Origin of the sequence: Micromonospora sp. NPDC007271 (assembly GCF_040634005.1) — a bacterium.
Classification (GTDB): domain Bacteria; phylum Actinomycetota; class Actinomycetes; order Mycobacteriales; family Micromonosporaceae; genus Micromonospora.
In genome coordinates this window covers 1-19,230 of the sequence record NZ_JBEYER010000093.1, presented here as the reverse complement: position 1 = coordinate 19,230, position 19,230 = coordinate 1, and the positions used below count along the sequence as shown (strand labels likewise).

General features: G+C 70.1%; 22 protein-coding genes, 2 tRNA genes and 1 other RNA gene. 9 read left to right on the top strand and 16 right to left on the bottom strand.

The features are described from left to right. Positions 1-85 precede the first annotated feature (85 nt). The 4 genes from ABZ570_RS26820 (at position 86) to ABZ570_RS26805 (ending at position 2,310) form a co-directional block, all read left to right on the top strand. Positions 86-733, top strand: coding sequence for an HNH endonuclease family protein (locus tag ABZ570_RS26820; protein ID WP_358069217.1), 648 nt, complete (start codon positions 86-88; stop codon positions 731-733). A 5-nt stretch (positions 734-738) separates the two neighbouring features. Next, the gene (locus ABZ570_RS26815; protein ID WP_358069244.1) at positions 739-1,173 is read left to right on the top strand and encodes a hypothetical protein; all 435 of its coding nucleotides are present in this window, start codon (positions 739-741) and stop codon (positions 1,171-1,173) included. A 351-nt stretch (positions 1,174-1,524) separates the two neighbouring features. After that, entirely contained in the window at positions 1,525-1,854 is a 330-nt protein-coding gene (locus ABZ570_RS26810) for an RNHCP domain-containing protein (RefSeq protein WP_358069241.1), read from the top strand. A 15-nt stretch (positions 1,855-1,869) separates the two neighbouring features. Continuing rightward, positions 1,870-2,310: an RNHCP domain-containing protein gene (locus ABZ570_RS26805; RefSeq protein ID WP_358069214.1), complete on the top strand. Its 441-nt coding sequence runs from the start codon at positions 1,870-1,872 to the stop codon at positions 2,308-2,310. 94 nt (positions 2,311-2,404) lie between these two features. Here the strand turns inward: ABZ570_RS26805 and ABZ570_RS26800 are convergent, their stop codons facing one another. The 15 genes from ABZ570_RS26800 to ffs form a co-directional block, all read right to left on the bottom strand. Next, the gene (locus tag ABZ570_RS26800; RefSeq protein ID WP_358069211.1) at positions 2,405-3,499 is read right to left on the bottom strand and encodes an oligopeptide/dipeptide ABC transporter ATP-binding protein; all 1,095 of its coding nucleotides are present in this window, start codon (positions 3,497-3,499) and stop codon (positions 2,405-2,407) included. After that, entirely contained in the window at positions 3,496-4,533 is a 1,038-nt protein-coding gene (locus ABZ570_RS26795; protein ID WP_358069208.1) for an ABC transporter ATP-binding protein, read from the bottom strand. The genes ABZ570_RS26800 and ABZ570_RS26795 overlap by 4 nt, the downstream gene beginning before the upstream one ends. Positions 4,534-4,540: 7 nt before the next feature. Beyond that, positions 4,541-5,509, bottom strand: a complete 969-nt coding sequence (locus ABZ570_RS26790) for an ABC transporter permease (protein WP_358069205.1) — start codon at positions 5,507-5,509, stop codon at positions 4,541-4,543. After that, positions 5,506-6,510 carry an ABC transporter permease gene (locus ABZ570_RS26785; protein ID WP_358069203.1) on the bottom strand — a complete coding sequence of 335 codons (1,005 nt, stop codon included), beginning with the start codon at positions 6,508-6,510 and terminating at the stop codon, positions 5,506-5,508. Before ABZ570_RS26785 ends, ABZ570_RS26790 begins: the two co-directional genes overlap by 4 nt. Before the next feature lie 78 nt (positions 6,511-6,588). Then, positions 6,589-8,253, bottom strand: coding sequence for an ABC transporter substrate-binding protein (locus ABZ570_RS26780; RefSeq protein ID WP_358069200.1), 1,665 nt, complete (start codon positions 8,251-8,253; stop codon positions 6,589-6,591). Between the two features lie 330 nt (positions 8,254-8,583). Continuing rightward, a complete protein-coding gene (gene recR, locus ABZ570_RS26775) occupies positions 8,584-9,177 on the bottom strand; it encodes a recombination mediator RecR (protein WP_358069197.1) in 594 nt (197 codons plus the stop codon). An 8-nt stretch (positions 9,178-9,185) separates the two neighbouring features. After that, the gene (locus ABZ570_RS26770) at positions 9,186-9,494 is read right to left on the bottom strand and encodes a YbaB/EbfC family nucleoid-associated protein (RefSeq protein WP_030502117.1); all 309 of its coding nucleotides are present in this window, start codon (positions 9,492-9,494) and stop codon (positions 9,186-9,188) included. 228 nt (positions 9,495-9,722) lie between these two features. Further along, positions 9,723-10,001: a hypothetical protein gene (locus ABZ570_RS26765; RefSeq protein WP_358069194.1), complete on the bottom strand. Its 279-nt coding sequence runs from the start codon at positions 9,999-10,001 to the stop codon at positions 9,723-9,725. Further along, positions 9,982-10,389: a hypothetical protein gene (locus tag ABZ570_RS26760; RefSeq protein WP_358069191.1), complete on the bottom strand. Its 408-nt coding sequence runs from the start codon at positions 10,387-10,389 to the stop codon at positions 9,982-9,984. The genes ABZ570_RS26765 and ABZ570_RS26760 overlap by 20 nt, the downstream gene beginning before the upstream one ends. 47 nt (positions 10,390-10,436) lie before the next feature. After that, positions 10,437-11,003, bottom strand: coding sequence for a hypothetical protein (locus tag ABZ570_RS26755; RefSeq protein WP_358069188.1), 567 nt, complete (start codon positions 11,001-11,003; stop codon positions 10,437-10,439). Between the two features lie 124 nt (positions 11,004-11,127). Further along, complete coding sequence (locus tag ABZ570_RS26750; protein ID WP_358069185.1) at positions 11,128-11,445, bottom strand: hypothetical protein; 318 nt, start codon at positions 11,443-11,445, stop codon at positions 11,128-11,130. Beyond that, positions 11,438-11,986 (bottom strand): hypothetical protein, encoded by a 549-nt coding sequence (locus ABZ570_RS26745; protein WP_358069182.1) that lies wholly within the window; start codon positions 11,984-11,986, stop codon positions 11,438-11,440. The genes ABZ570_RS26750 and ABZ570_RS26745 overlap by 8 nt, the downstream gene beginning before the upstream one ends. A gap of 4 nt (positions 11,987-11,990) precedes the next feature. Then, a complete protein-coding gene (locus tag ABZ570_RS26740; protein ID WP_358069179.1) occupies positions 11,991-12,611 on the bottom strand; it encodes a MauE/DoxX family redox-associated membrane protein in 621 nt (206 codons plus the stop codon). Positions 12,612-12,866: 255 nt separating this feature from the next. Beyond that, complete coding sequence (locus ABZ570_RS26735; RefSeq protein ID WP_358069176.1) at positions 12,867-15,521, bottom strand: DNA polymerase III subunit gamma and tau; 2,655 nt, start codon at positions 15,519-15,521, stop codon at positions 12,867-12,869. Between the two features lie 107 nt (positions 15,522-15,628). Then, positions 15,629-15,718: signal recognition particle sRNA small type (gene ffs / locus ABZ570_RS26730), an RNA gene on the bottom strand. Between the two features lie 81 nt (positions 15,719-15,799). Here ffs and ABZ570_RS26725 point away from each other — a divergent pair. The 4 genes from ABZ570_RS26725 (at position 15,800) to ABZ570_RS26710 (ending at position 18,117) form a co-directional block, all read left to right on the top strand. Beyond that, positions 15,800-15,884, top strand: a tRNA-Ser gene (locus ABZ570_RS26725). A gap of 120 nt (positions 15,885-16,004) precedes the next feature. Continuing rightward, a complete protein-coding gene (locus ABZ570_RS26720) occupies positions 16,005-16,748 on the top strand; it encodes an SDR family oxidoreductase (RefSeq protein ID WP_358069173.1) in 744 nt (247 codons plus the stop codon). Between the two features lie 89 nt (positions 16,749-16,837). Beyond that, on the top strand, positions 16,838-17,590 hold the full coding sequence (locus tag ABZ570_RS26715; protein WP_358069170.1) for a hypothetical protein: 753 nt from the start codon (positions 16,838-16,840) through the stop codon (positions 17,588-17,590). A 32-nt stretch (positions 17,591-17,622) separates the two neighbouring features. After that, the gene (locus ABZ570_RS26710) at positions 17,623-18,117 is read left to right on the top strand and encodes a hypothetical protein (protein WP_358069238.1); all 495 of its coding nucleotides are present in this window, start codon (positions 17,623-17,625) and stop codon (positions 18,115-18,117) included. Positions 18,118-18,269: 152 nt separating this feature from the next. Here ABZ570_RS26710 and ABZ570_RS26705 read toward each other — a convergent pair. After that, positions 18,270-18,356, bottom strand: a tRNA-Ser gene (locus tag ABZ570_RS26705). A 75-nt stretch (positions 18,357-18,431) separates the two neighbouring features. Here ABZ570_RS26705 and deoD point away from each other — a divergent pair. Then, positions 18,432-19,139 (top strand): purine-nucleoside phosphorylase, encoded by a 708-nt coding sequence (gene deoD / locus ABZ570_RS26700; RefSeq protein ID WP_358069167.1) that lies wholly within the window; start codon positions 18,432-18,434, stop codon positions 19,137-19,139. Positions 19,140-19,230: the final 91 nt, after the last annotated feature.

Here is a 19,230-nt window from a genome sequence, read left to right as displayed (position 1 = left end):
ACTTCCGACGCCACGAATCACGGAAACCCCCGCCGGGGTACTGTGCGGACTCGCCTGGAGCACGCAAGCTGAAGAGGTGTCGTCTGTGCGTACGAAATCAGTAGCCCGCGCCGGACTGGCGGTCGCGCTCGCCGCGGCGGTCGCCCTGGGCGTGGCCGGCTGCGCGCCGGCGCTCGACGAGCCGGCCCCGCCGGCCGGCAGTGACACCGCGGACGTCACGAAGCAACTCGACGAGCTGGCCGTGGCCGCCGCCGGGTCGATGAAAGGCTACAGCCGCTCCCGCTTCCCGCACTGGCGGAAGACCGGCAAGAACTGCGACGTGCGGGACAGCGTGCTGCAGAAAGACGGCGAGAGCATCGAGCTCTCCGGCTGCAACGTGGTCGGCGGCAACTGGGAGAGCGCGTACGACGGGCTGGCCCTCGACGATCCGGCCCAGGTGGACATCGATCACGTGGTGCCGCTGGCCAACGCCTGGCGCTCGGGGGCGAACGAGTGGGACGACGCGAAGCGCGGCGACTTCGCCAACGACCTGACCCGACCGCAGCTCGTGGCGGTTTCCGCCCGCTCCAACCGGGCAAAGGGTGATCAGGACCCGTCCCAGTGGAAGCCGGCGAACCGGTCGTACTGGTGCCAGTACGCCACGGACTGGGTGACGGTCAAGCACTACTGGCGGCTGACGGTGACCAGTGCCGAGAAGGCCGCCCTCACCGATATGTTGGAGGGCTGCAAGTGAGCGAGGTGCCGGAGAGTACACCGGGTGGCACGCGCGAGGACGCGGCGGCGGCCACCGACGGCGGGACCGCTGCCGGCTCCACCTCGGCCGGGATGACGGTCGACGGCACGCCGGCCGGCACCGCCGACGTCCCCGGCGCGGGCATGTCCGCCGACACCACCCCGCCCGGCGGCGCCCCGGGGGGTGCGGGCCCGCAGGAGCGGACCAGCGACATCACGGCCGGCCCGGGCGGCGTGATGACCGACGAGGTCGGCGTGGTGACCGGCGAGCTGACGCTGCGCACGGAGTACGCGGACGGCCAGGTCACCCTGCGCGTGCAGTACAAGGACGCCGACGAGTGGTACGCGGTGACCGGTGGGCGGGTGCCGCTGGCCGACCCGGCCGGTCTGGACGCCGTGCACACCATCGCGGTGGCCCTGCTCAACCGCCCGGAGGGCTGAACCGGGCTGAGTGCGGCTGGTCGGGTCGGGTGCGGCCAAACGACGTGCACGACAAATGCGTTGCGGATCGCCCCAGCTCCATGAACACTGTTCACGTGCTGTGTCCAAGTACGATCCAGCCCGCTGGAGAGTGGTGTACGCCCTGGTCAGCGCCGAGCGCACGTTGTCGCCTCGGCGAAGGCTCCTGCCGCTGACCCCATCTCCACTACCGGCGTTCACCGGCAGTGAGTCTCCCCGCGAGGCCGAGCATCGACGCTCGGCGCGTTTCCCGACCTTTCGGAAACTCTCGCCAGGAGATGCCACTTGTCCCCCGATAAGAACGGCTCCGCGCTGCACGCATTCTTCACCTGCATGCGGTGCGGGATCAGCGTTTCCCCGAACACCCCTTCGGGTCGGATCCGCAACCACTGCCCCAACTGCCTGAACAGCAGGCACACCACGATGCGGGAACCGCACACCACCGACGGTACGTGCGGTGCCCGGATGCAACCGATCTCGATCGCGGTGCTGCGCAGCGGCGACTGGACGCTCATCCAACGCTGCACCGGTTGCTCGGAGCTCGCCGACGACCACATCGAGCCAGACGACAACCAGCTGCTCCTCATCCGACTCGCGATCCGGCCGCTCGCGCAGCCACCGTTCCCGCTGGAGCATCTCGGCGCCCTCTGGGCGGCGGGTTGATCAGGGGCGCCGACCATGCCACGCCGGAACAATCAGCGGCCGGAGCGACGGCAGCCGCACGGCCGGGCGCAACGCCCGAAACGGATGCACGGCAGGAACCGCGACGAGTACGGCGAGTCGTTCCGATGCCTGCACTGTCGTCTCGACGTGCCGGTGTCCGCCCCGGGCACGGCACACCGTAACCACTGCCCGAACTGTCTGAGCAGCAAGCATGTCGACCGGTCGTCTCCCGGCGACCGCGCCTCGACCTGCCACGCCCGGATGGAACCCATCTCGATCGCCGTTCGCGGCGACGGGGAGTGGGTGATCATCCACCGCTGCGTCGGCTGCGGCGGCCTCGGCTCGAACCGGGCCGCGGGGGACGACAACGCCCTGGCGCTGACCAGGCTGGCCGTGACGGCGATCCGCCATCCCGGGTCGCCGTTGCGGATCCAGATGACCGTACCCGCCGAATGACACGATCGGCGGGTGGGCCCGGACGTCGGTCCGGGCCCACCCGCCCGTTCGCCTGATGGGCGGTGGCCGACCCGTCCGGGCCGGACGACAACCGTCAGGGCGTCGGGATCAGCTCGCCGGGATCGCCCGGTGCCGCGCCCTCGTCCGGCCGGACCAGTTCCGGCTCCACCTCGTGGGGCCGGATCCGGCCGGCGGCGATGTCCTCGGCGTAGTGGCAGGCCACCCGGTGTCCGCTGAGCATCTCGCGCAGCGCCGGCCGCTCGTCGGCGCACCGGGTCGGCTGGGTCCACGGGCAGCGGGTGTGGAACCGGCAGCCGGCCGGCGGGTTCGCCGGGGAGGGCAGGTCACCGGCGAGCAGGATCCGCTCGCGGCGGTCCTCCACGTCCGGATCCGGCACCGGCACCGCCGACATCAGCGCCCGGGTGTACGGGTGCAGCGGCTCGGCGTAGAGCTGGTCACTCGGCGCCTCCTCGACCAGCGCGCCCAGATACATCACGCCGACCACGTCGGAGATGTGCCGAACCACGGCCAGGTCGTGTGCGATCACCAGGTAGGTCAGGCCCAGGCTCTCCTGCAACTCGTCGAGAAGGTTGACCACCTGCGCCTGGATCGACACATCCAGCGCGGAGACCGGCTCGTCGGCAACGATCAGCTCGGGACCGAGCACCAGCGCCCGGGCAATGCCGATGCGCTGCCGCTGGCCGCCGGAGAACTCGTGCGGATAGCGGGAGAGCGCCCACTTCGGCAACCCGACGGCGTCCAGCGTCTCCCCGATGATCTTCCGGCGCTCGTCCCGGTTGGCGCCGATGCCGTGCGTCTGCAGGCCCTCGGTGAGAATCGACTCGACGTTCTGCCGCGGATCCAGGCTGGACATCGGGTCCTGGAAGATCATTTGCATGCGGCGCCGCATCGACCGCAGCTTGCCGGCGGGGAGCCTGGTCAACTCGACGCCGTCGAAGCTCACCTCACCGCCGGTGGGCGGAGTGAGCTGCAGCAGCGCCCGGCCGAGGGTGGACTTGCCGCAGCCGGACTCGCCGACCAGGCCGTACGTCTTCCCGCGCGGGATGCTCAGGTCGACGCCGTCGACCGCTTTGACGTGCCCGACCGTCCGGTCGAAGAGCACCCCCCGCTTGATCGGAAAATGCACCTTCAGGTCGCGTACCTCGACGAGAATGTCGTTCTCGCTCACGCTGACTCCTCCTCCCGCGGGACGGGCACGGGGTTCGCTGCGGCGGCCTGCGCCACCCCCGGCAGCGGGGCGGGGTTGACGCACCGGTAGCTGCGCGCGTCATGGGTGAGCACCAGCTCCGGGGGCTCGCCCAGGCACTCGTCGACCTGGCGCCCGCAACGCGGGGCGAAGGCGCAGCCGTCCGGCCAGGACAGGACATCGCGCACCGAGCCGGGGATCGGGTTGAGCCGTTCGCCGCGTCCAGCGTCCAGCCGCGGCACCGAGCCGAGCAGGCCCACGGTGTACGGGTGCCGGGGCTCCCGGAACAGCGGCCGGCGGCGGGCGGTCTCCACCACCCGGCCGGCGTAGAGCACGTTGATGGTGTCGCACATGCCGGCCACGACGCCGAGGTCGTGCGTGATCATCACCAGCGCGGTGCCGGAGTCCCGGACCAGTTCCTTGAGCAGCTCCAGGATCTGCGCCTGGATGGTCACGTCCAGCGCGGTGGTCGGCTCGTCGGCGATCAGCAGCCGGGGCCGGCACGCCACCGCCATGGCGATCAGGGCGCGCTGCCGCATGCCGCCGGAGAGCTGATGCGGGTACTCCTTCAGCCGGCGGCGCGGGTCCGGGATACCGACCCGGTCGAGCAGCTCGGCGGCCTCCCTGGCGGCGGCATCGCCCTTCATCCCCCGGTGCCGAGCCAGCACCTCGGTCACCTGAAGCCCGATCGGGATCACCGGGTTCAACGACGAGAGCGGGTCCTGGAAGATCATCGCGATGTCCCGGCCCCGGATGTCCCGCCGCGACCGGTCGTCGAGCTGGAGCAGGTCGGTGCCGCCGAAGACCGCCTTGCCGCCGACCCGCAGGCCGGGTTGCTTGGGCAGCAGGCCCATGATGGCCAGCGACGTCACGCTCTTGCCGCAGCCGGACTCACCGACCAGGCCGACCACCTCGCCGGCGTCGACCGTGAAGGAGACGCCGTCCACGGCGTGCACCGTGCGCTGTCCGCGACGGGCGAAGGTGACGGAAAGGTCGTCCACTTCGAGCAGTGCCATGGTTGACCTACTTCCGCAGCTTCGGGTCGAGGGCCTCGCGCATCGCCTCACCGAGCAGGGTGAAGCCGAGCGCGGTGATGATGATGCCGAGCGCCGGATAGATCGCAAGCGCCGGCCGGATGCCGAGGTACGGCTGCGCGTCGGCGAGCATCACACCCCACTCCGGAATGGCCGAGTCGGGGTTGCCCAGACCGAGGAAGGAGAGCGCGGCGGCCTCGATGATCGCGGTGGCCAGGGTGAGCGTGGCCTGCACGATGACCGGAGCGATCGAGTTCGGCACCACATGGGTGAGCGCGATCCTGGACCGCTTCACGCCCAGCGAGGTCGCCGCCAGCACGTAGTCGCTGTTTGCCTGGGAGATCATCGAGCCGCGCAGCAGCCGGGCGAAGACCGGCACCGAGACCACACCGACCGCGATCATCACGGTGGTCAGGCTCGCCCCGAGCAGCGCGGCGATACTCACCGCGAGCAGCAGGCTCGGCATCGCCAGCAGCATGTCGATGAAACGCATCAGGGTGGTGTCGATCCACCGCCCCCATCGGCCGCCCAGGCCGGCCGCAGCCCCGGCGACGCCGCCGATGAACGCGCCGATGGCCAGACCGATCAGGGTGGAGACCACGCCGACCAGCAGGGTCTGTCGGGCGCCGACGATCAGCCGGCTGAACTCGTCGCGGCCCTGGTGATCGAAGCCGAGCCAGTGGTCGCCGGAGGGGCCGGGGATGATGCCCTGCCCGGACTTGACCAGGCCCTCGCGGATGCCGATCGAGTCGATCGGGGCATACGGGACGAAGAACGGCCCGATGACCGCGACCAGCACGAACAGCGCCAGGATGATCGCGCCGACGACGGCGGCCGGATTGCGCCGGAGCCGGCGGAACGCCTCCTTCCAGAGGCTCACCCCCTGCTCGTCGTTCCGGGCGGCCAGCTCGGCGAGCCGGTCCAGCTTCTCTCGCTTCTTGCCAGCGGTGATGGTCATCGCACCCTCACCCTCGGGTCGATCACGCTGTAGGAAAGGTCGACCAGGAGATTCACCAGTACGTACACCACCGCGATGATCATGATGAAGCCCATCAGCACCGGGTAGTCCCGCTGGCTGATCGCCTCGGCGACGAACGCGCCGATGCCGCTGTAGGCGAAGACGGTCTCGGTCAGCACCGCGCCGGAGAGCAGGCCGCCGGTGAGCAGACCGATCGAGGTGGCCACCGGCAGCATCGCATTGCGCAGCACGTGCCTGCGGCGGACGGTCCGCTCGGTCAAGCCCTTGGCCTCGGCGGTGCGGACGAAGTCCTCGTTGAGCACCTCCAGCACGCTGGCCCGCGTGATCCGGACGATGATCGCCAGCGGGATGCTGGCCAGCGCGAGGCCGGGTAGCACCAGATGCCAGAGCGCATCGGCGGCGGCGTCCCACTCGCGGGTCATCAGACCGTCGAGGACGAAGAAGTTGGTGACCCGGGTCGCTCCGAGGGTCGGGTCCTGCCGTCCGCTCGACGGGAACAGGTGCAGATTCTCGGCGAAGATCGCCTTGAGCACGTACGCCAGGAAGAAGACCGGGATGCAGATGCCGATCAGCGAGCCGCCGACCGAGGCGTGGTCGAGGAGACGGCCGCGCCGACGGGCGGCGAGGTAGCCCAGCGGGATGCCGATGCCCACCGCGATCACCATCGCCATGACGGTCAGCTCGACGGTGCCGGGGAACCGCTCCAGGAACTCGGTGGTGACCGCGCGCTTGGTGGCGGTCGAGGTGCCCAGGTCAAGCCGGATCATCCGGCGCAGGAAGCGCGCGTACTGAACCAGGATCGGCTCGTCGAGACCCAGGTTGCGCCGGATCGCGGCGCGCATCTCGGGCGTGCCCCGCTCGCCGAGAATCGCGGTCTCGGGCCCACCGGGAAGCCGGTGGAGCCAGATGAACAGCAGGATGGAGAGCCCGAACAGCGTCGGTATCAGCTGGAGCAGGCGTCTGACGATGAACCGGAACACGGTGGCCTCGAAGGGGGTGCGGAGGGGTGCGGGCGGGCACCGTGGACACAGTGCCCGCCCGACTTTGGTGCACTCAGGTCAGGACTTGAACTCTGCGGTCGCGAAACGCTCGTCGGTGAGCGGGCTCGGCTTGATGCCGGTCACGTCCTTACCGAACACGATCGCCGGCGGGGAGTGCGAGACCGGCACACCCGGCAGGAAGTCCATGAGCGCCTTGTTGATGGCCTTGTACTTCTCCACCCGGGCGGCCGGGTCGGCGGTGGTGTCGGCGTCCCTGAACTGGGCGAAGAGCTCCGCGTTGTTGAAGCCCCACTCGTCCTTGGGCCGGTCGAAGAAGGTGCCGATGAAGTTGTAGCCGTCGCCGTAGTCACCGGTCCAGCCAAGGAAGTGGATGTCGTGCTTGCTGCCGGAGGTGGTGGCGTTGAGGTAGTCCGGGCTCCACTTCAGCGGGATGGCCTGGACGTTGATGCCGACTGCCTTGAGGTCCGCCGAGAGCAGCTCGAAGATGTCCTTCGGGTTCGGCATGTACGGCCGGGTGACCTCGGTCGGGTAGTGGAAGCGGAGGGTCAGGTTCGACGCGCCGGCCTCGGCCAGCAGCTGCTTGGCCTTCTCCGGGTTGTAGTCGTACTTGGTGACGTCGCCGTTCCAGCCCTCGACCGTGTCGGGCATGAAGTTCAGCGCGACCTTCGCGCCCGGGGGCAGCTTGGAGTCGACCAGGGCCTGCCGGTTCAGCGCGTACGCGATCGCCTGGCGGACCCGGATGTCCTGGAGCTTCGGGTTCCCCTTCTGGTTGATCGCCAGGTAGAGGATGTTGAAGGCCGGACGGGTGAGGACGTTGAAGCCGTCCTTCTTCAGCGGCTCGACGTCGGCCGGGCCGACCAGGTCGTAGCCCTGGATGTCGCCGGAGCGCAGCGCCTGCTTGCGGGCGTTCTCGTCCGAGATGGTCTTGAAGATGATGGTCTTCAGCTTGGCCTTTTCACCGTGGTAGGCGTCGTTGCGCTCGATGGTGAGCGTCTTGTTGGCGACGTCCCAGGACTTGAACTTGAACGGGCCGGTGCCGGTCGGGTGCTCCGTCGCGTACGGCGGGTACTTGATGTCCTCCGCCGTGCCGCTGACGTTGTCGGCGTCGTACTGCTTGAGCGCCGTCGGGCTCTGCATCGCGAAGGACGGGAGCATCAACGCGGCCGGGATCTTGCTGGAGACCCGGGTGAAGGCCAGGTCGACAGTGGTGGCGTCCTTTGCGGTGCAGGACTTGAAGAGGCTCGGCGGCAGGTCGGCGTCCTCGTTCTTGGCGAAGCCGCCCATGACGTCCTGCCAGTACGCGGTCACGTCCGGGCTCTGCATGAGCCCCTTGGCGTTGTACCAGCGGTTGAAGTTGTAGCAGACAGCCTCGGCGTTGAAGTCGGTGCCGTCGTGGAACTTGACGCCGGAGCGGAGCTTGAAGGTCCAGACCGTGCCGGTCGAGTCCGGAGTCCAGGACTCGGCCAGGCCCGGCGTGACCTTGGTGCCACCCTCCTCGGGACGGACCAGGGTCTCGAAGACCTGACGGGCCACGCGAAGCGACTCGCCGTCGCTCGCGAAGCTGGGGTCGAGCACCTTCGGGTCTCCGGCTACGCCGAAGACGAGGGTGTCCTTCTTGCTACCTCCGGAACCATTGTCGCGGTCGCTCTCGGCGCAGCCTGCTACCGCGAGGGCCGCGACCGCGACGGCCGCGACTGCGGCCTTCGGCCTGGGTGCACGCATGGTGCTTCACCTCGTCCTTGGGGGTACGGACAACGTGGTGACAGGGGTCACCGATGGCGGTGACCATAGCCCCCGTTCGGACGGTCCGGAAACCGGCGGCAGGCGGGTTGGTATCGGATCGTGTCTTTCGGCGATCAGGGCATTCGATTCGAAGGCAAAACCTTTGCGTTGCCGAAGTTTCGTCGGTTCGGGGTGCCAGATTGTTACGTCGATCCGGCCCCGGAGTTACGTATCTGTTAGATCGCCTACCTGGACAGTGCGTCCCCATCGGTGCGGAAACACCAACGGCGGGCACCCCGAACGGGTACCCGCCGTCGCCGGTCGGGCGGCTCAGACCGCCCGACGGCCCTCGAACGCCCGGCCCAGGGTGATCTCGTCGGCGTACTCGAGGTCGCCGCCGACCGGCAGACCGCTCGCCAGCCGGGTCACCGCGATCCCCATCGGCTTGACCATCAGGGCCAGGTACGTCGCCGTCGCCTCGCCCTCGGTGTTCGGGTCGGTCGCGAGGATCAGCTCGCGGACCGCACCGGCACCCAGCCGCGTCATCAGCTCACGGATGCGCAGGTTGTCCGGGCCGATCCCCTCCAGCGGATTGATCGCGCCACCGAGCACGTGGTAGCGACCGCGGAACTCACCGGTCCGCTCGATCGCCACCACGTCCTTCGGCTCCTCGACCACGCAGAGGACCTCGTCCGTACGCCGCGGGTCGCGGCAGATCCGGCACTGCTCCGACTCGGCCACGTTGAAGCAGGTGGTGCAGAACCGCACCAGCTCCTTGACCTTGCGAAGCGCACCGGCCAGCCGGTTCACGTCGGCCGGATCCGCCGACAGGACGTGGAAGGCGATCCGCTGGGCGCTCTTCGGGCCCACGCCCGGCAACCGGCCCAGCTCGTCGATCAGGTCCTGGATGGCACCCTCGTACATCTGCCGGCTCAGAACCCGGGCAGGCCGAGGCCGCCCATCCCGCCCGCGACCGGGCCCATCTTCTTCTCGGTCAGCTCCCGGGCCGCCTCGGCGGCGTTGTGCACAGCCGCGACGACCAGGTCCTCCAGGGTCTCCACGTCCTCCGGGTCGACCGCCTTCGGGTCGATCTTGATCGCCTTCAGCTCACCGGTGCCGGCGACGGTGGCGGTGACCAGGCCACCGCCCGCGGTGCCGGTCAGCTCCGCCTCGGCCAGCTCGGCCTGAGCCTTGGCGATCTGCTGCTGCATCTTCTGCGCCTGCTTCAGCATCTGCTGCATGTTCGGCTGTCCACCTGGGCGCACGGACGGCTCCTTCTCGCACTCGTTGCTCGGCCGCCGCCCAGCCTAGCCGGGTGGCGGCACCGACATGGCGGACGGGAGCCCGCGGCCGGAAAGGGATGTCGCGTCCTGACTACGGACCGATGGCCGGCAGCCGTGCCTGGCGGCTACCGCCGAACGGCAGCGCAGGAGGGCCAGCGTGGCCGGACCCTCCTGCGGGACCGATCGTCAGTTGCGGTCCTCCATCCGAGCGGGGTCCCGGATGTACAGCACCTTGCTCACGTCGTCCCAGCTGACCTCGACCGGCTCCACCGAATAGGTGGAGTTCCCGCTGCGCTCGAATCGGGTCCTGGACTCGATGGCGACCTGATTGCAACCCGAGTGGGTGGCGAAGAGGTGGGTCGGCGCCCCCTTCGCGCCCCTGCGGGCGTAGATGTCGACCTTCTTGCTGCCGTCGGGGAGAACCCCGATCATGACATAGCCGCGATCAGTGGGAATTCTGGACATGTCGCCTCTCCTTCTGTTTTCCGAGGTAAAGGTCACTCCTGCCGGGCCAATCACTGAGCGGTGAGGGGCGGACGTCTCTGGCACCGAAGAGAACGGCCAGCCAGTCGCCGTCGTAGGAGAAGACCCCGCACCTGGTGCGTATGCCGTGCTGCGCGGGAATACGGGTCGCTTCCACGTGTTCCGGCACCTCGCCCATGTCGTAGATCCCGTGGACGCGCCGCCAGAGCGAGATGCTCCGCACGGTGCGGTTGGGCCAGTCGAGGATGAGGTGCACGCCGAGGAAGTCCGCGGCCTTTTGGTAGACCCTCCGTTTCAACTGATGGTGCAGCTTCCAGATGAGCAACATCTTGGGAATGCTCTGGCAGGCGAAGGAGGTCACCACCACCACGCCTCCCGGCCTCTCCTCCGGGACGTGGCGGCCCTCCCGCACCCTGGTCACGACAGAAGTCCCATCGCCTGGTATCCGGCCAACCCGACACCGACCACGCCGGCGGCGAGCTTGGCCGGACGGATCCACCGCCGCCCGATGTGCAGTGACAACGCCGGGTCGGTCAACGCCCCACCGCCCCGGTGAATCGTGGCCACCAGGACCCCAGCGCCGAACATGACGAGCGCCGCTGCCACTGTCACCGCGATCGCCGGTGGCTGCTGCGTCAGGACGGCCCCCGCCAGCGCGATCCAGATCAGCGACGTGGTCTTCTGTGTCGTCACAAACAGCCCGAGGTCGTAAGCCCACACGAACCCGAGCTGCCCCGGCGCCAGCTTGCGGACGAGCCGCTGTGGCACCTGACGCCAGACGTGCGGCGTCCGGTTCACCAGGTCCGCGACGCCGAACATCGCCACCACGGCCACCAGCAGCGCGTACCGCCAGCTCGACGGCACGCCTGCGAGCGGTACGGAGAGCAGCGCCAGGATCAGGATCACCGTTCCGCCGGAAGCGAGGAGGCCCAGGCCGAAGCCCATCAGGAAACGCCACCCTTCAGCACGCTGGTGGTACATCATCGGGTTGGAAACTCCAACCATGGAGCGGCCTCAAGGGCTGAACAGCTGCAATATCCCGCCCAAGCCGGCGAGAATCACCCAGACGGCCAAATGTCGAACCCCCTGAACCAGGTGTTGATCCCGATCAGGTGTTGTCGCAGGAATAGGCGGACTTCGTGTAGGCCCCCGTGCTGCAGTTCTTTACCTCGCAGCAACTGCACGACTTGGTTGCGGTGGAGCAGTACCAGTTGTAGTGACAGCCCGACCGACAGGTGGCGACGCTGACCGAGGGGACGAACCGCAGGTGGCAGCAGGCGATGTCGTAGGTCGCACTGGCCCTCTCCGCGGACCCGAAAAGCACCGCCGACGTGGCGAGGGCGCTGGCGCCGACGCCGCCCAGGAAACGACGTCGCGACGCCGAACCGGTCCCGGCTTTCGCCAGACTTGCTGCGATCTTACGCATGTGACTCCTCCTTGATCGGGGCGTGATGCCCGGCAAACAATTCCGGAAGGGTGGTAGCTGAGGTGAAGGTGTGCGCCGAACTGAGGCGCCCACGCTCGAAGATGAGAACACTGGGGCTTATGTTGATGCCGAAGTTCCTGGTCAGCCAGGTGCCTTCGACATCGATGCCGTGTCGGTGCTGCCGCAACATGGGATGCTCGGCCAAGAAGCTCTCCGCACGTTCCTGCGTGCCGGAGGCGATGAGGACGAAGGATTCCGGAGGCAGTGCGAGATCTCCGGTGGAGCCGTTGGCAATCCGCTGGCAGCTGGCGCAACTGGTGCTGAGCACGACCAACACACCGACCGGCGCTCCTTCGAGATGAGCGGCGCCGTCCAGCCAGGATTCCGGCGTGACACCGAGGGTGATCTCCTCGATGGGGCGAGGCGCGACGACGACGTTCTCATCCGGCACCCGGGCCGCCAGTTCACCCATCATCGCGAACAGTCCCACCACGGCGACGGTGAGCAGGAACAAGCCCACGGCCAGAAACAGATCGACCATATTTTCACTCCGTCGAGAAGGGTCGGAAATGTTGACGTATCGGCCGCAGAATTGCCGATCGGTGACGCACCAGAACGAGACTGAGAGCCAGGACGCACGCTGCGGCGAGCAGGCCGGCGTCATTCGTGGCCGCACGACCAGGAAGATCGACTACCACCAGTGACGCCACTACGGCCAGAACCAACCCGGTGAGCAGCTGCCGAACCCCCAGGGGCCGTCCGCTTGGGCTGCCGAAGCATCCACAGGCGACGCTGACTCCGCGAGCCAGGGCGGCAGATGCAACGACCGCGATGCCGATGCCGAATACGATGATCCCGAGGAGCCCGGCGGTTGGCGCCGTCCCGCTCAGCAGCAGGAACGCCACCACGACCTCCAGCAGGCCGATCGCCCGGGAGACGTGAACAGCCGGCATCTGGTAGGACGCCGGAGCCATCGCGACCGAAATCAGTGCGCGAGCGAGCGGCCGCGGTGCGCCGAGCTTTGACGCTCCCGCAAATACGAAAATTACACCGAGCGCCAATTGAGCCGTCATGGATGCAAGCGACTGCAAAGCTCTCCTTTCCTGAGCAGAATCCCGGAGAGCTTTCAGCAGCCGCAGAAGCTTGAGCAGAAGATGCCCGAGCACACCTCGGTGACCGCAGATGGCGGAAGATTTGGGCGAAAGCACCGGGACTGGAGACAATCAACCGGTGATAAGGAACTGAAAATAGAGCTATTCATGACACCCCCGTCAATAGCCTTTCAGGGATGCTACAACAGCCAGGACGGAAGATCTACCCCCGCCGATGGAGCCGCTTTGCTGCTCAGCTGATCCGGGCCCGGGGCGGCTGACGCCCGGTTGGTCGGGCCGGCGGCGCCGCGGCTCGGCCTCGACCCGCGCTCAGCGCGCGTCCACCTCGTCGATCTTCTCGGCACCGAACGCCTCGCGGAGCAGCTGCACCGCCTGCTCCTCGCTGGACTGCCGGGCGGTCCGCTCGTCGATCACGTCGTCCAACGGCTCGTCGCCGGGGTCGAAGCCCTCGTAGGCGGGAGCGGCAGCCGCCGCGCGGCCACCCACCGGCCCGTCGTAGTCCGGGTCGTAGGGCGGCTCACCCGCCCAGTCGGTGTCCGCCGTCCTGGGCGCCGCCTGCGCCGTGCGCGGTCCCTTGCCCGGCCCGCCACCCGCCGCAGCCGCCGCGGCCGCCCGCGCCGCCGCGATCGCGCTGCTCACCGGCGCCCCGCCGGCCGCACCCGCCGCAAGCTGCTGCGGCGGCGGGGCCGGTGGTACAGCCGGCTTCAGTACGGCGGGAGCCGCGCCCGCTGATCCGACGGCGGGAGCTGCACCGGCCGTGGCCACGGCTGCCGCCCCGCCCGGGCGAGCGGCCTCCGGCCAGGCATCCGCATCCTCGGCGGCGATCGCCGGGGCGGTGCCGGTACCCGCCGGCTCCCCGGCACCCCCCGGTCGGGCCGGCTCCGGCCAGTCCACCTCGGCGTCGTCACCGGCGGAGCCGGGCTCGCGGGCGGCCGGACCGGCCGGTCGCCGGGCTGGGCCACCGGACGCCCGGGCAGCCCCGCCGGACGGGCCACCGACGGGATCCCCCGACCCACCGAACCCGTCACCGGCCAGGCTCCCCGGCCCACCGGCGTGGTTTCCCGGCGCAGCCGGCCCGCCGGACGGGCCGGCCGGACCGGCCGCTGGCCGGGTGGAGCCGGACGGCCGGGCCGGGCCGCCGAGCGAGGCCGCACCCCGCTCACCGGCCACCTCGCACCGGATCTGCCAGCGGCCGCCGAACTCCTCGTACAGCGCGTCGGCCAGGACGGTGGTGTGGCTGGCCATCATCTGGGCGAGTACTGGGGACTTGGCGGTCAGCACGAGGGTGTCGCCGTCCACGTCGCGGACCACCGCGTCGCGCATCAGGGCTGCGGCTGGCTTCTTGATCCGGTTGACCTTGGCGACGATGTCCGGCCACACCCGGCGTACGGCGACGGCGTCCAGCGCACCGGCCGGGGCGGAGCCGGGACGCGGTGGTTCCGGGGTGGCCGGGTCGGGCATCACCGCCGACGGGGGCACCGGACGCCGGGCGGAGGCACCGGACGTCGGACCGGCGCTGGCCGGGGTCGCGTCCGCCGGGCTCGGGGCGGCCGGGGCCGGACCCGAACCGGCGGCCGGGCTCGGGGCGGCCGGGGCAGCCGGCACGGACCGGGAACCGGCGGCCGCGGCGGCGGCTCGCGCGGCGGCCACCCCGGTCGGGGCACCGGCAGCCGCCGGCGTGCCGGCGGTCTCCGGGTGGGGCGCGGCGGCAGCCGCGGCCGGGGCGGGAGGCGCCGGGCGTACCTCTGGGGCGGGAGCGACCGGCGCGGGGCCGGCGGCGGCCGGCGGCAGCTCGACGCCGCCCAGGGTGAGCCGGCGTTCCATCCGTTCCAGGCGCTGGAGCAGACCGCCGGTCGAGTCGTCTGCGCCGGGCAGCAGCATCCGGGCGCAGATCAGCTCCAGCAGCAGCCGGGGCGCGGTGGTGCCACGCATCTCGACCAGGCCGTTGTGCACGATGTCGGCGCAGCGGGACAGGGTGGCCGGGCCGAGCTGCTGGGCCTGGGCCGTCATCCGCTCGATCTGGTCGGCCGGGCCGTCGATCAGGCCCTTGGCGGCGGCGTCCGGCACCTGCTGGAGGACGATCAGGTCCCGCAGCCGCTCCAGCAGGTCGGAGGCGAACCGGCGGGAGTCGTGCCCGGCCTCGGCCACCCGGTCGATGGTCGCGTACGCGGCCGCGCCGTCCCCGGCGGCCAGCGCGTCGCACATCTCGTCGATCAGCGCCGAGTCGGTCACGCCGAGCAGCGCGGCGGCCCGGGCGTAGCTGACCCCCTCCGGGCCGGCGCCCGCGATGAGCTGGTCGAGCACGGAGAGGCTGTCCCGCATGCTGCCCCCACCGGCGCGCACCACCAGGGGGAAGACCGCCGGCTCGACGGTCACCCCCTCCGCCTCGGTGAGCTGCTCCAGGTACGGCCGGAGCACCTTCGGGGGGAACAGCCGGAACGGGTAGTGGTGGGTCCGCGACTTGATCGTGCCGAGGACCTTCTCCGGCTCGGTGGTGGCGAAGATGAACTTGACGTACTCCGGCGGCTCCTCGACCAACTTGAGCAGGGCGTTGAAGCCGGCCGACGAGACCATGTGCGCCTCGTCGATGATATAGATCTTGAAGCGGCTGCGGGCCGGCGCGAAGAACGCCTTCTCGCGCAGCTCCCGGGCGTCGTCGACGCCTCCGTGGCTGGCCGCATCGATCTCGATGACGTCGATCGACCCGCCGCCGTCGGGGGCCAGCGAGCGGCAGGACTCGCACTGCCCGCACGGCTCGGGGGTGGGGCCCCGCTCGCAGTTGAGCGAGCGGGCCAGGATCCGGGCGCTGGAGGTCTTGCCGCAGCCGCGCGGGCCGGAGAAGAGGTACGCGTGGTTGAGCCGCCCGCTGCGCAACGCCTGCGACAGCGGCTCGGTGACCTGCTCCTGGCCGATCATTTCGGCGAAGGTACGCGGCCGGTACTTGCGGTAGAGCGCCAGCGTCACTCGTCCCGCCTCCTCTCGACCGAGCCATTCTGCGCCGGTCGGGCGCGGGTGACCACCCACCACCCCGTGACCTGACCCGCAGGGACGTTACCGGCACCCGGAGACAGAAAGGCCTCCCGTGCACCCGGCAGAGCTCGCTTATCCTTGCTGCCTTCCGGCCCTGGGGAGGTTCACGAGATACCGCCGCACGGGAGGTGCCGCCAAGCCTACCCGACCCGGCGTGGATCTTCCGGGAGGGTGGGGTGGCCCGTCCCGGCGGGACCTGTATCCTGGCTCGCGGAGGATTCGCCTAGAGGCCTAGGGCGCACGCTTGGAAAGCGTGTTGGGTTCACACCCTCACGAGTTCGAATCTCGTATCCTCCGCCGTTGACGCAAGGGTCGGCCCCGCTCGGGCCGGCCCTTCGTCGTCTTCCCGAGCCGGGCCCGAACGCCCCGTCCGATCACCGCCAGACTCGCCGCCGCCCAGCCGATCAGGCTGGTCACATGAGCAACTTTCTTGACGGCAGGGTGGCGTTGGTGACCGGTGGCAGCCGGGGCATCGGCGCGGCGGTGGCGCTGCGGCTGGCGCGGGACGGTGCCGACGTGGCGCTGACCTACCAGCGGCAGGAGGGCCGGGCGGCGGATCTGGTCGAGCAGATCAAGGCGACCGGGCGCCGGGCGATGGCGCTACCGGCGGACAGCGCGGACGCGGACGCGATGAGCGCGGCGGTCGACCGGGTGGCCGAGGAGTTCGGCCGGCTCGACATCCTGGTCAACAACGCGGGGGTCTTCCTGGTGGGCCCGGTGGAGGAGCTGGGCCTGGCCGAGTTCGAGCGGACCGTCGCGGTCAACGTCCGGGCGCCGTTCGTGGCGTCGAAGGCGGCGGCCCGACACATGACGGCCGGCGGCCGGATCATCAACATCGGCAGCAATATGGCCGAGCGGGCGGTGTTCCCCGGATTCGCCCTGTATGCGATGAGCAAGACGGCCCTGGTCGGCCTGACCAAGGGCCTGGGCCGGGAGCTCGGGCCGCGGGGGATCACCGTGAACCTGGTGCACCCGGGGCCGACCGACACGGACGCGAACCCGGCGGACGGACCGAACGCCGCGCTGATCTCGGGCTTCACCGCCCTGGGCCGGTACGCCGCACCGGCCGACATCGCCGCCGCCGTCGCCTTCCTCGCCGGCGACGACAGCGGGTACGTCACCGGCGCGACGATCAACGTCGACGGCGGCTTCACCATCTGACCCGTCGTGGGCGGCCCGTCCCGTCGTGGTGGGCCGCCCACGCCTCGCTCTGGCCCGACGCGCGCCGCGCGTGATCATGACGAACTGCGATGCGGCCCGCCCCGCACGCCCCCGGTACGGTCCGGGTGGGCGCGGCCGTGCCGGCCTTCGAGATGATCGACCCACCACCCGCCGCGAGCCTTCGTACACATGTTTCATCCACAGCCTGTGGACGCCGGGAGGATCGGACGAGTTACCAGCTCAGCGCGGTCGTCGCCGACGTCGAACTGCTCCGCGAGCAGACGGCCGACCTGGACCACGCGGTCCTCGCCGCGCTCCGCCAGGACTTCGCGCTGCTGCCGGTCACCCCGCAGCTCGTGACGGAGCTGACCGGCGGGCTACCCGACTTCCGCACCGACGAGCCGTCCGCGGAGCAGCCGTTCCAGCTCGTCCTCTCGCCGGTCCTGAGCGAGCTGCTGTCCCGCTGGTCGCGGCAGGGGCCGGTGGCCTACCTGGAGGCGGAGTTCGGCGGGGGGCTGGGCCACCAGTCGGCGGTGGTCTGGCTGGACGGCGTGGTGACCTGGGGGCCGCGCTTCGACGCCGCCCTCGACCGGCCCCGCGCCGAGTGGCCGATCAACGCGGCGCTCGCCCGACTGGGCGCCGAGCCGGGGCCCTGGATCGACCTGTTCGCCGAGCTGGGCCTGCACCTAGAACGCGACACGGCCGGCTGGCTGGCACACGGACGGCGGGGCCTCTCCGCCGACTACTGGGACGAGCTGGCCGAAGAGTGGGAACAGCGCCAATCCGGCCGGCACCAGCAACCTGATCGCCCCGGTCCCGTTGGGGACTGGGGGAATGCATGAGACTGCGACAATTCGGATTCATCGCCGCGTTGATGGCGGCCGCCTCGGTCGCCGGCAGCGGCGTCCGTGCACCGGGGCCGGACGTGTCGGCCCGGCCCGTCGGGGCCGCGGAGGTGGTCAGCCTCGACGGGCTGCGCAACGCCGAGTTCGGCGCCACCGAGGCGGAACTGACCCGGCGCGGGATGCTCCGTACCGACCTGGACGCCTGCGGCCCGACGCTCGCCGGGCACGGATCGGTCAGCCCGATCTTCGTCGACGACCGCCTGGTTCTGCTCTGGCTGGACGACCCGATGAGCACGCCCGAGGGGATCACCGCCGGAACGCCGGTCAGCGAGGTACGCGACGCCTATCCGTCGGCGGTCGAACTGGCCGCTCCACAGGGGACGTACCGGTTCGACGGGCTGCTCGCCCGCGACGGCGATCGGGCGTACCTCTTCCTGCACGACGGCACGAGCGTCCGGAAGATCATCGCGGGGTACGCGGACTGGGCGCGCCGCCTCTTCGACGAGGGCTACGGCCCGTGCTGACCGGCCTGCCCGCAACACGACGAAGCGCCTGGGGATGGTGAGGAGGTGTCAAGCGCGCACTCTCGGGCAGCAGGTGGGATCAGCGCTGAGACCGAAAGCGGAACGCCCGGCCGATCCTCGCGGATCAACCGGGCGTCCTCGCATTTCACGAGCGGTGGCGGCGGGATTTGAACCCGCGGAGGGCGTAAACCCTCACACGCTTTCGAGGCGTGCTCCTTAGGCCACTCGGACACACCACCGCCGAGTAGGGTACAGGACCACCGGTGCGGACGCCGAACCGGTATCCCTCCGGCCAACCTGGCAGGATCTTTGCCATGAGTACGCACATCGGCGCTGAGCCGGGAGAGATCGCCGAGCGGGTCCTGATGCCGGGCGACCCGCTGCGGGCCAAGTGGATCGCGGAGACCTACCTCGAGGACCCCCGCTGCTACACGACGGTCCGCGGCATGCTGGGCTTCACCGGCCGCTGGAACGGCGTCGAGGTCTCCGTCCAGGGCTCCGGCATGGGCATGCCCTCCGCCTCCATCTACGCCCACGAGCTGATCAACGAGTACGGCGTGAAGACCCTGATCCGGGTCGGCTCCTGCGGCGCCCTCCGGGAGGACCTGCAGCTGCGGGACGTGATCGCGGCGATCGGCTCGTCCACCGACTCGAACATGAACCGGATGCGCTTCGACGGGCTGATCGACTACGCCCCGGTCGCCAACTTCGGGTTGCTGCGTACCTCGGTCGAGGTGGCCGAGCGACGCGGCATCACCATGCACGTCGGCCCGATCCTGGCGGCGGACGCGTTCTACACCGACCGCCCCGACCTCTACGACACCCTGGCCGACTACGGCGTGCTCGCGGTGGAGATGGAGTCGGCGGCGCTCTACACGATCGCGGCCCGGTTCAACGCCCGCGCGCTGACCATCCTGACCGTCAGCGATCACATCAAGACCGGCGAGAAGACCACGGCCGCCGAGCGCGAGCAGACCTTCAGCCAGATGGTCGAGGTCGCCCTCGACACCGTGATCGCCTGATCCTTCCCTAGCCCTTCGCCGCCCCGCCACCTCGAGCGGAGATCGCGACCGCGGTGCACCTCCGCCATGCCGCCGTAGCCGAGCAGCTCGC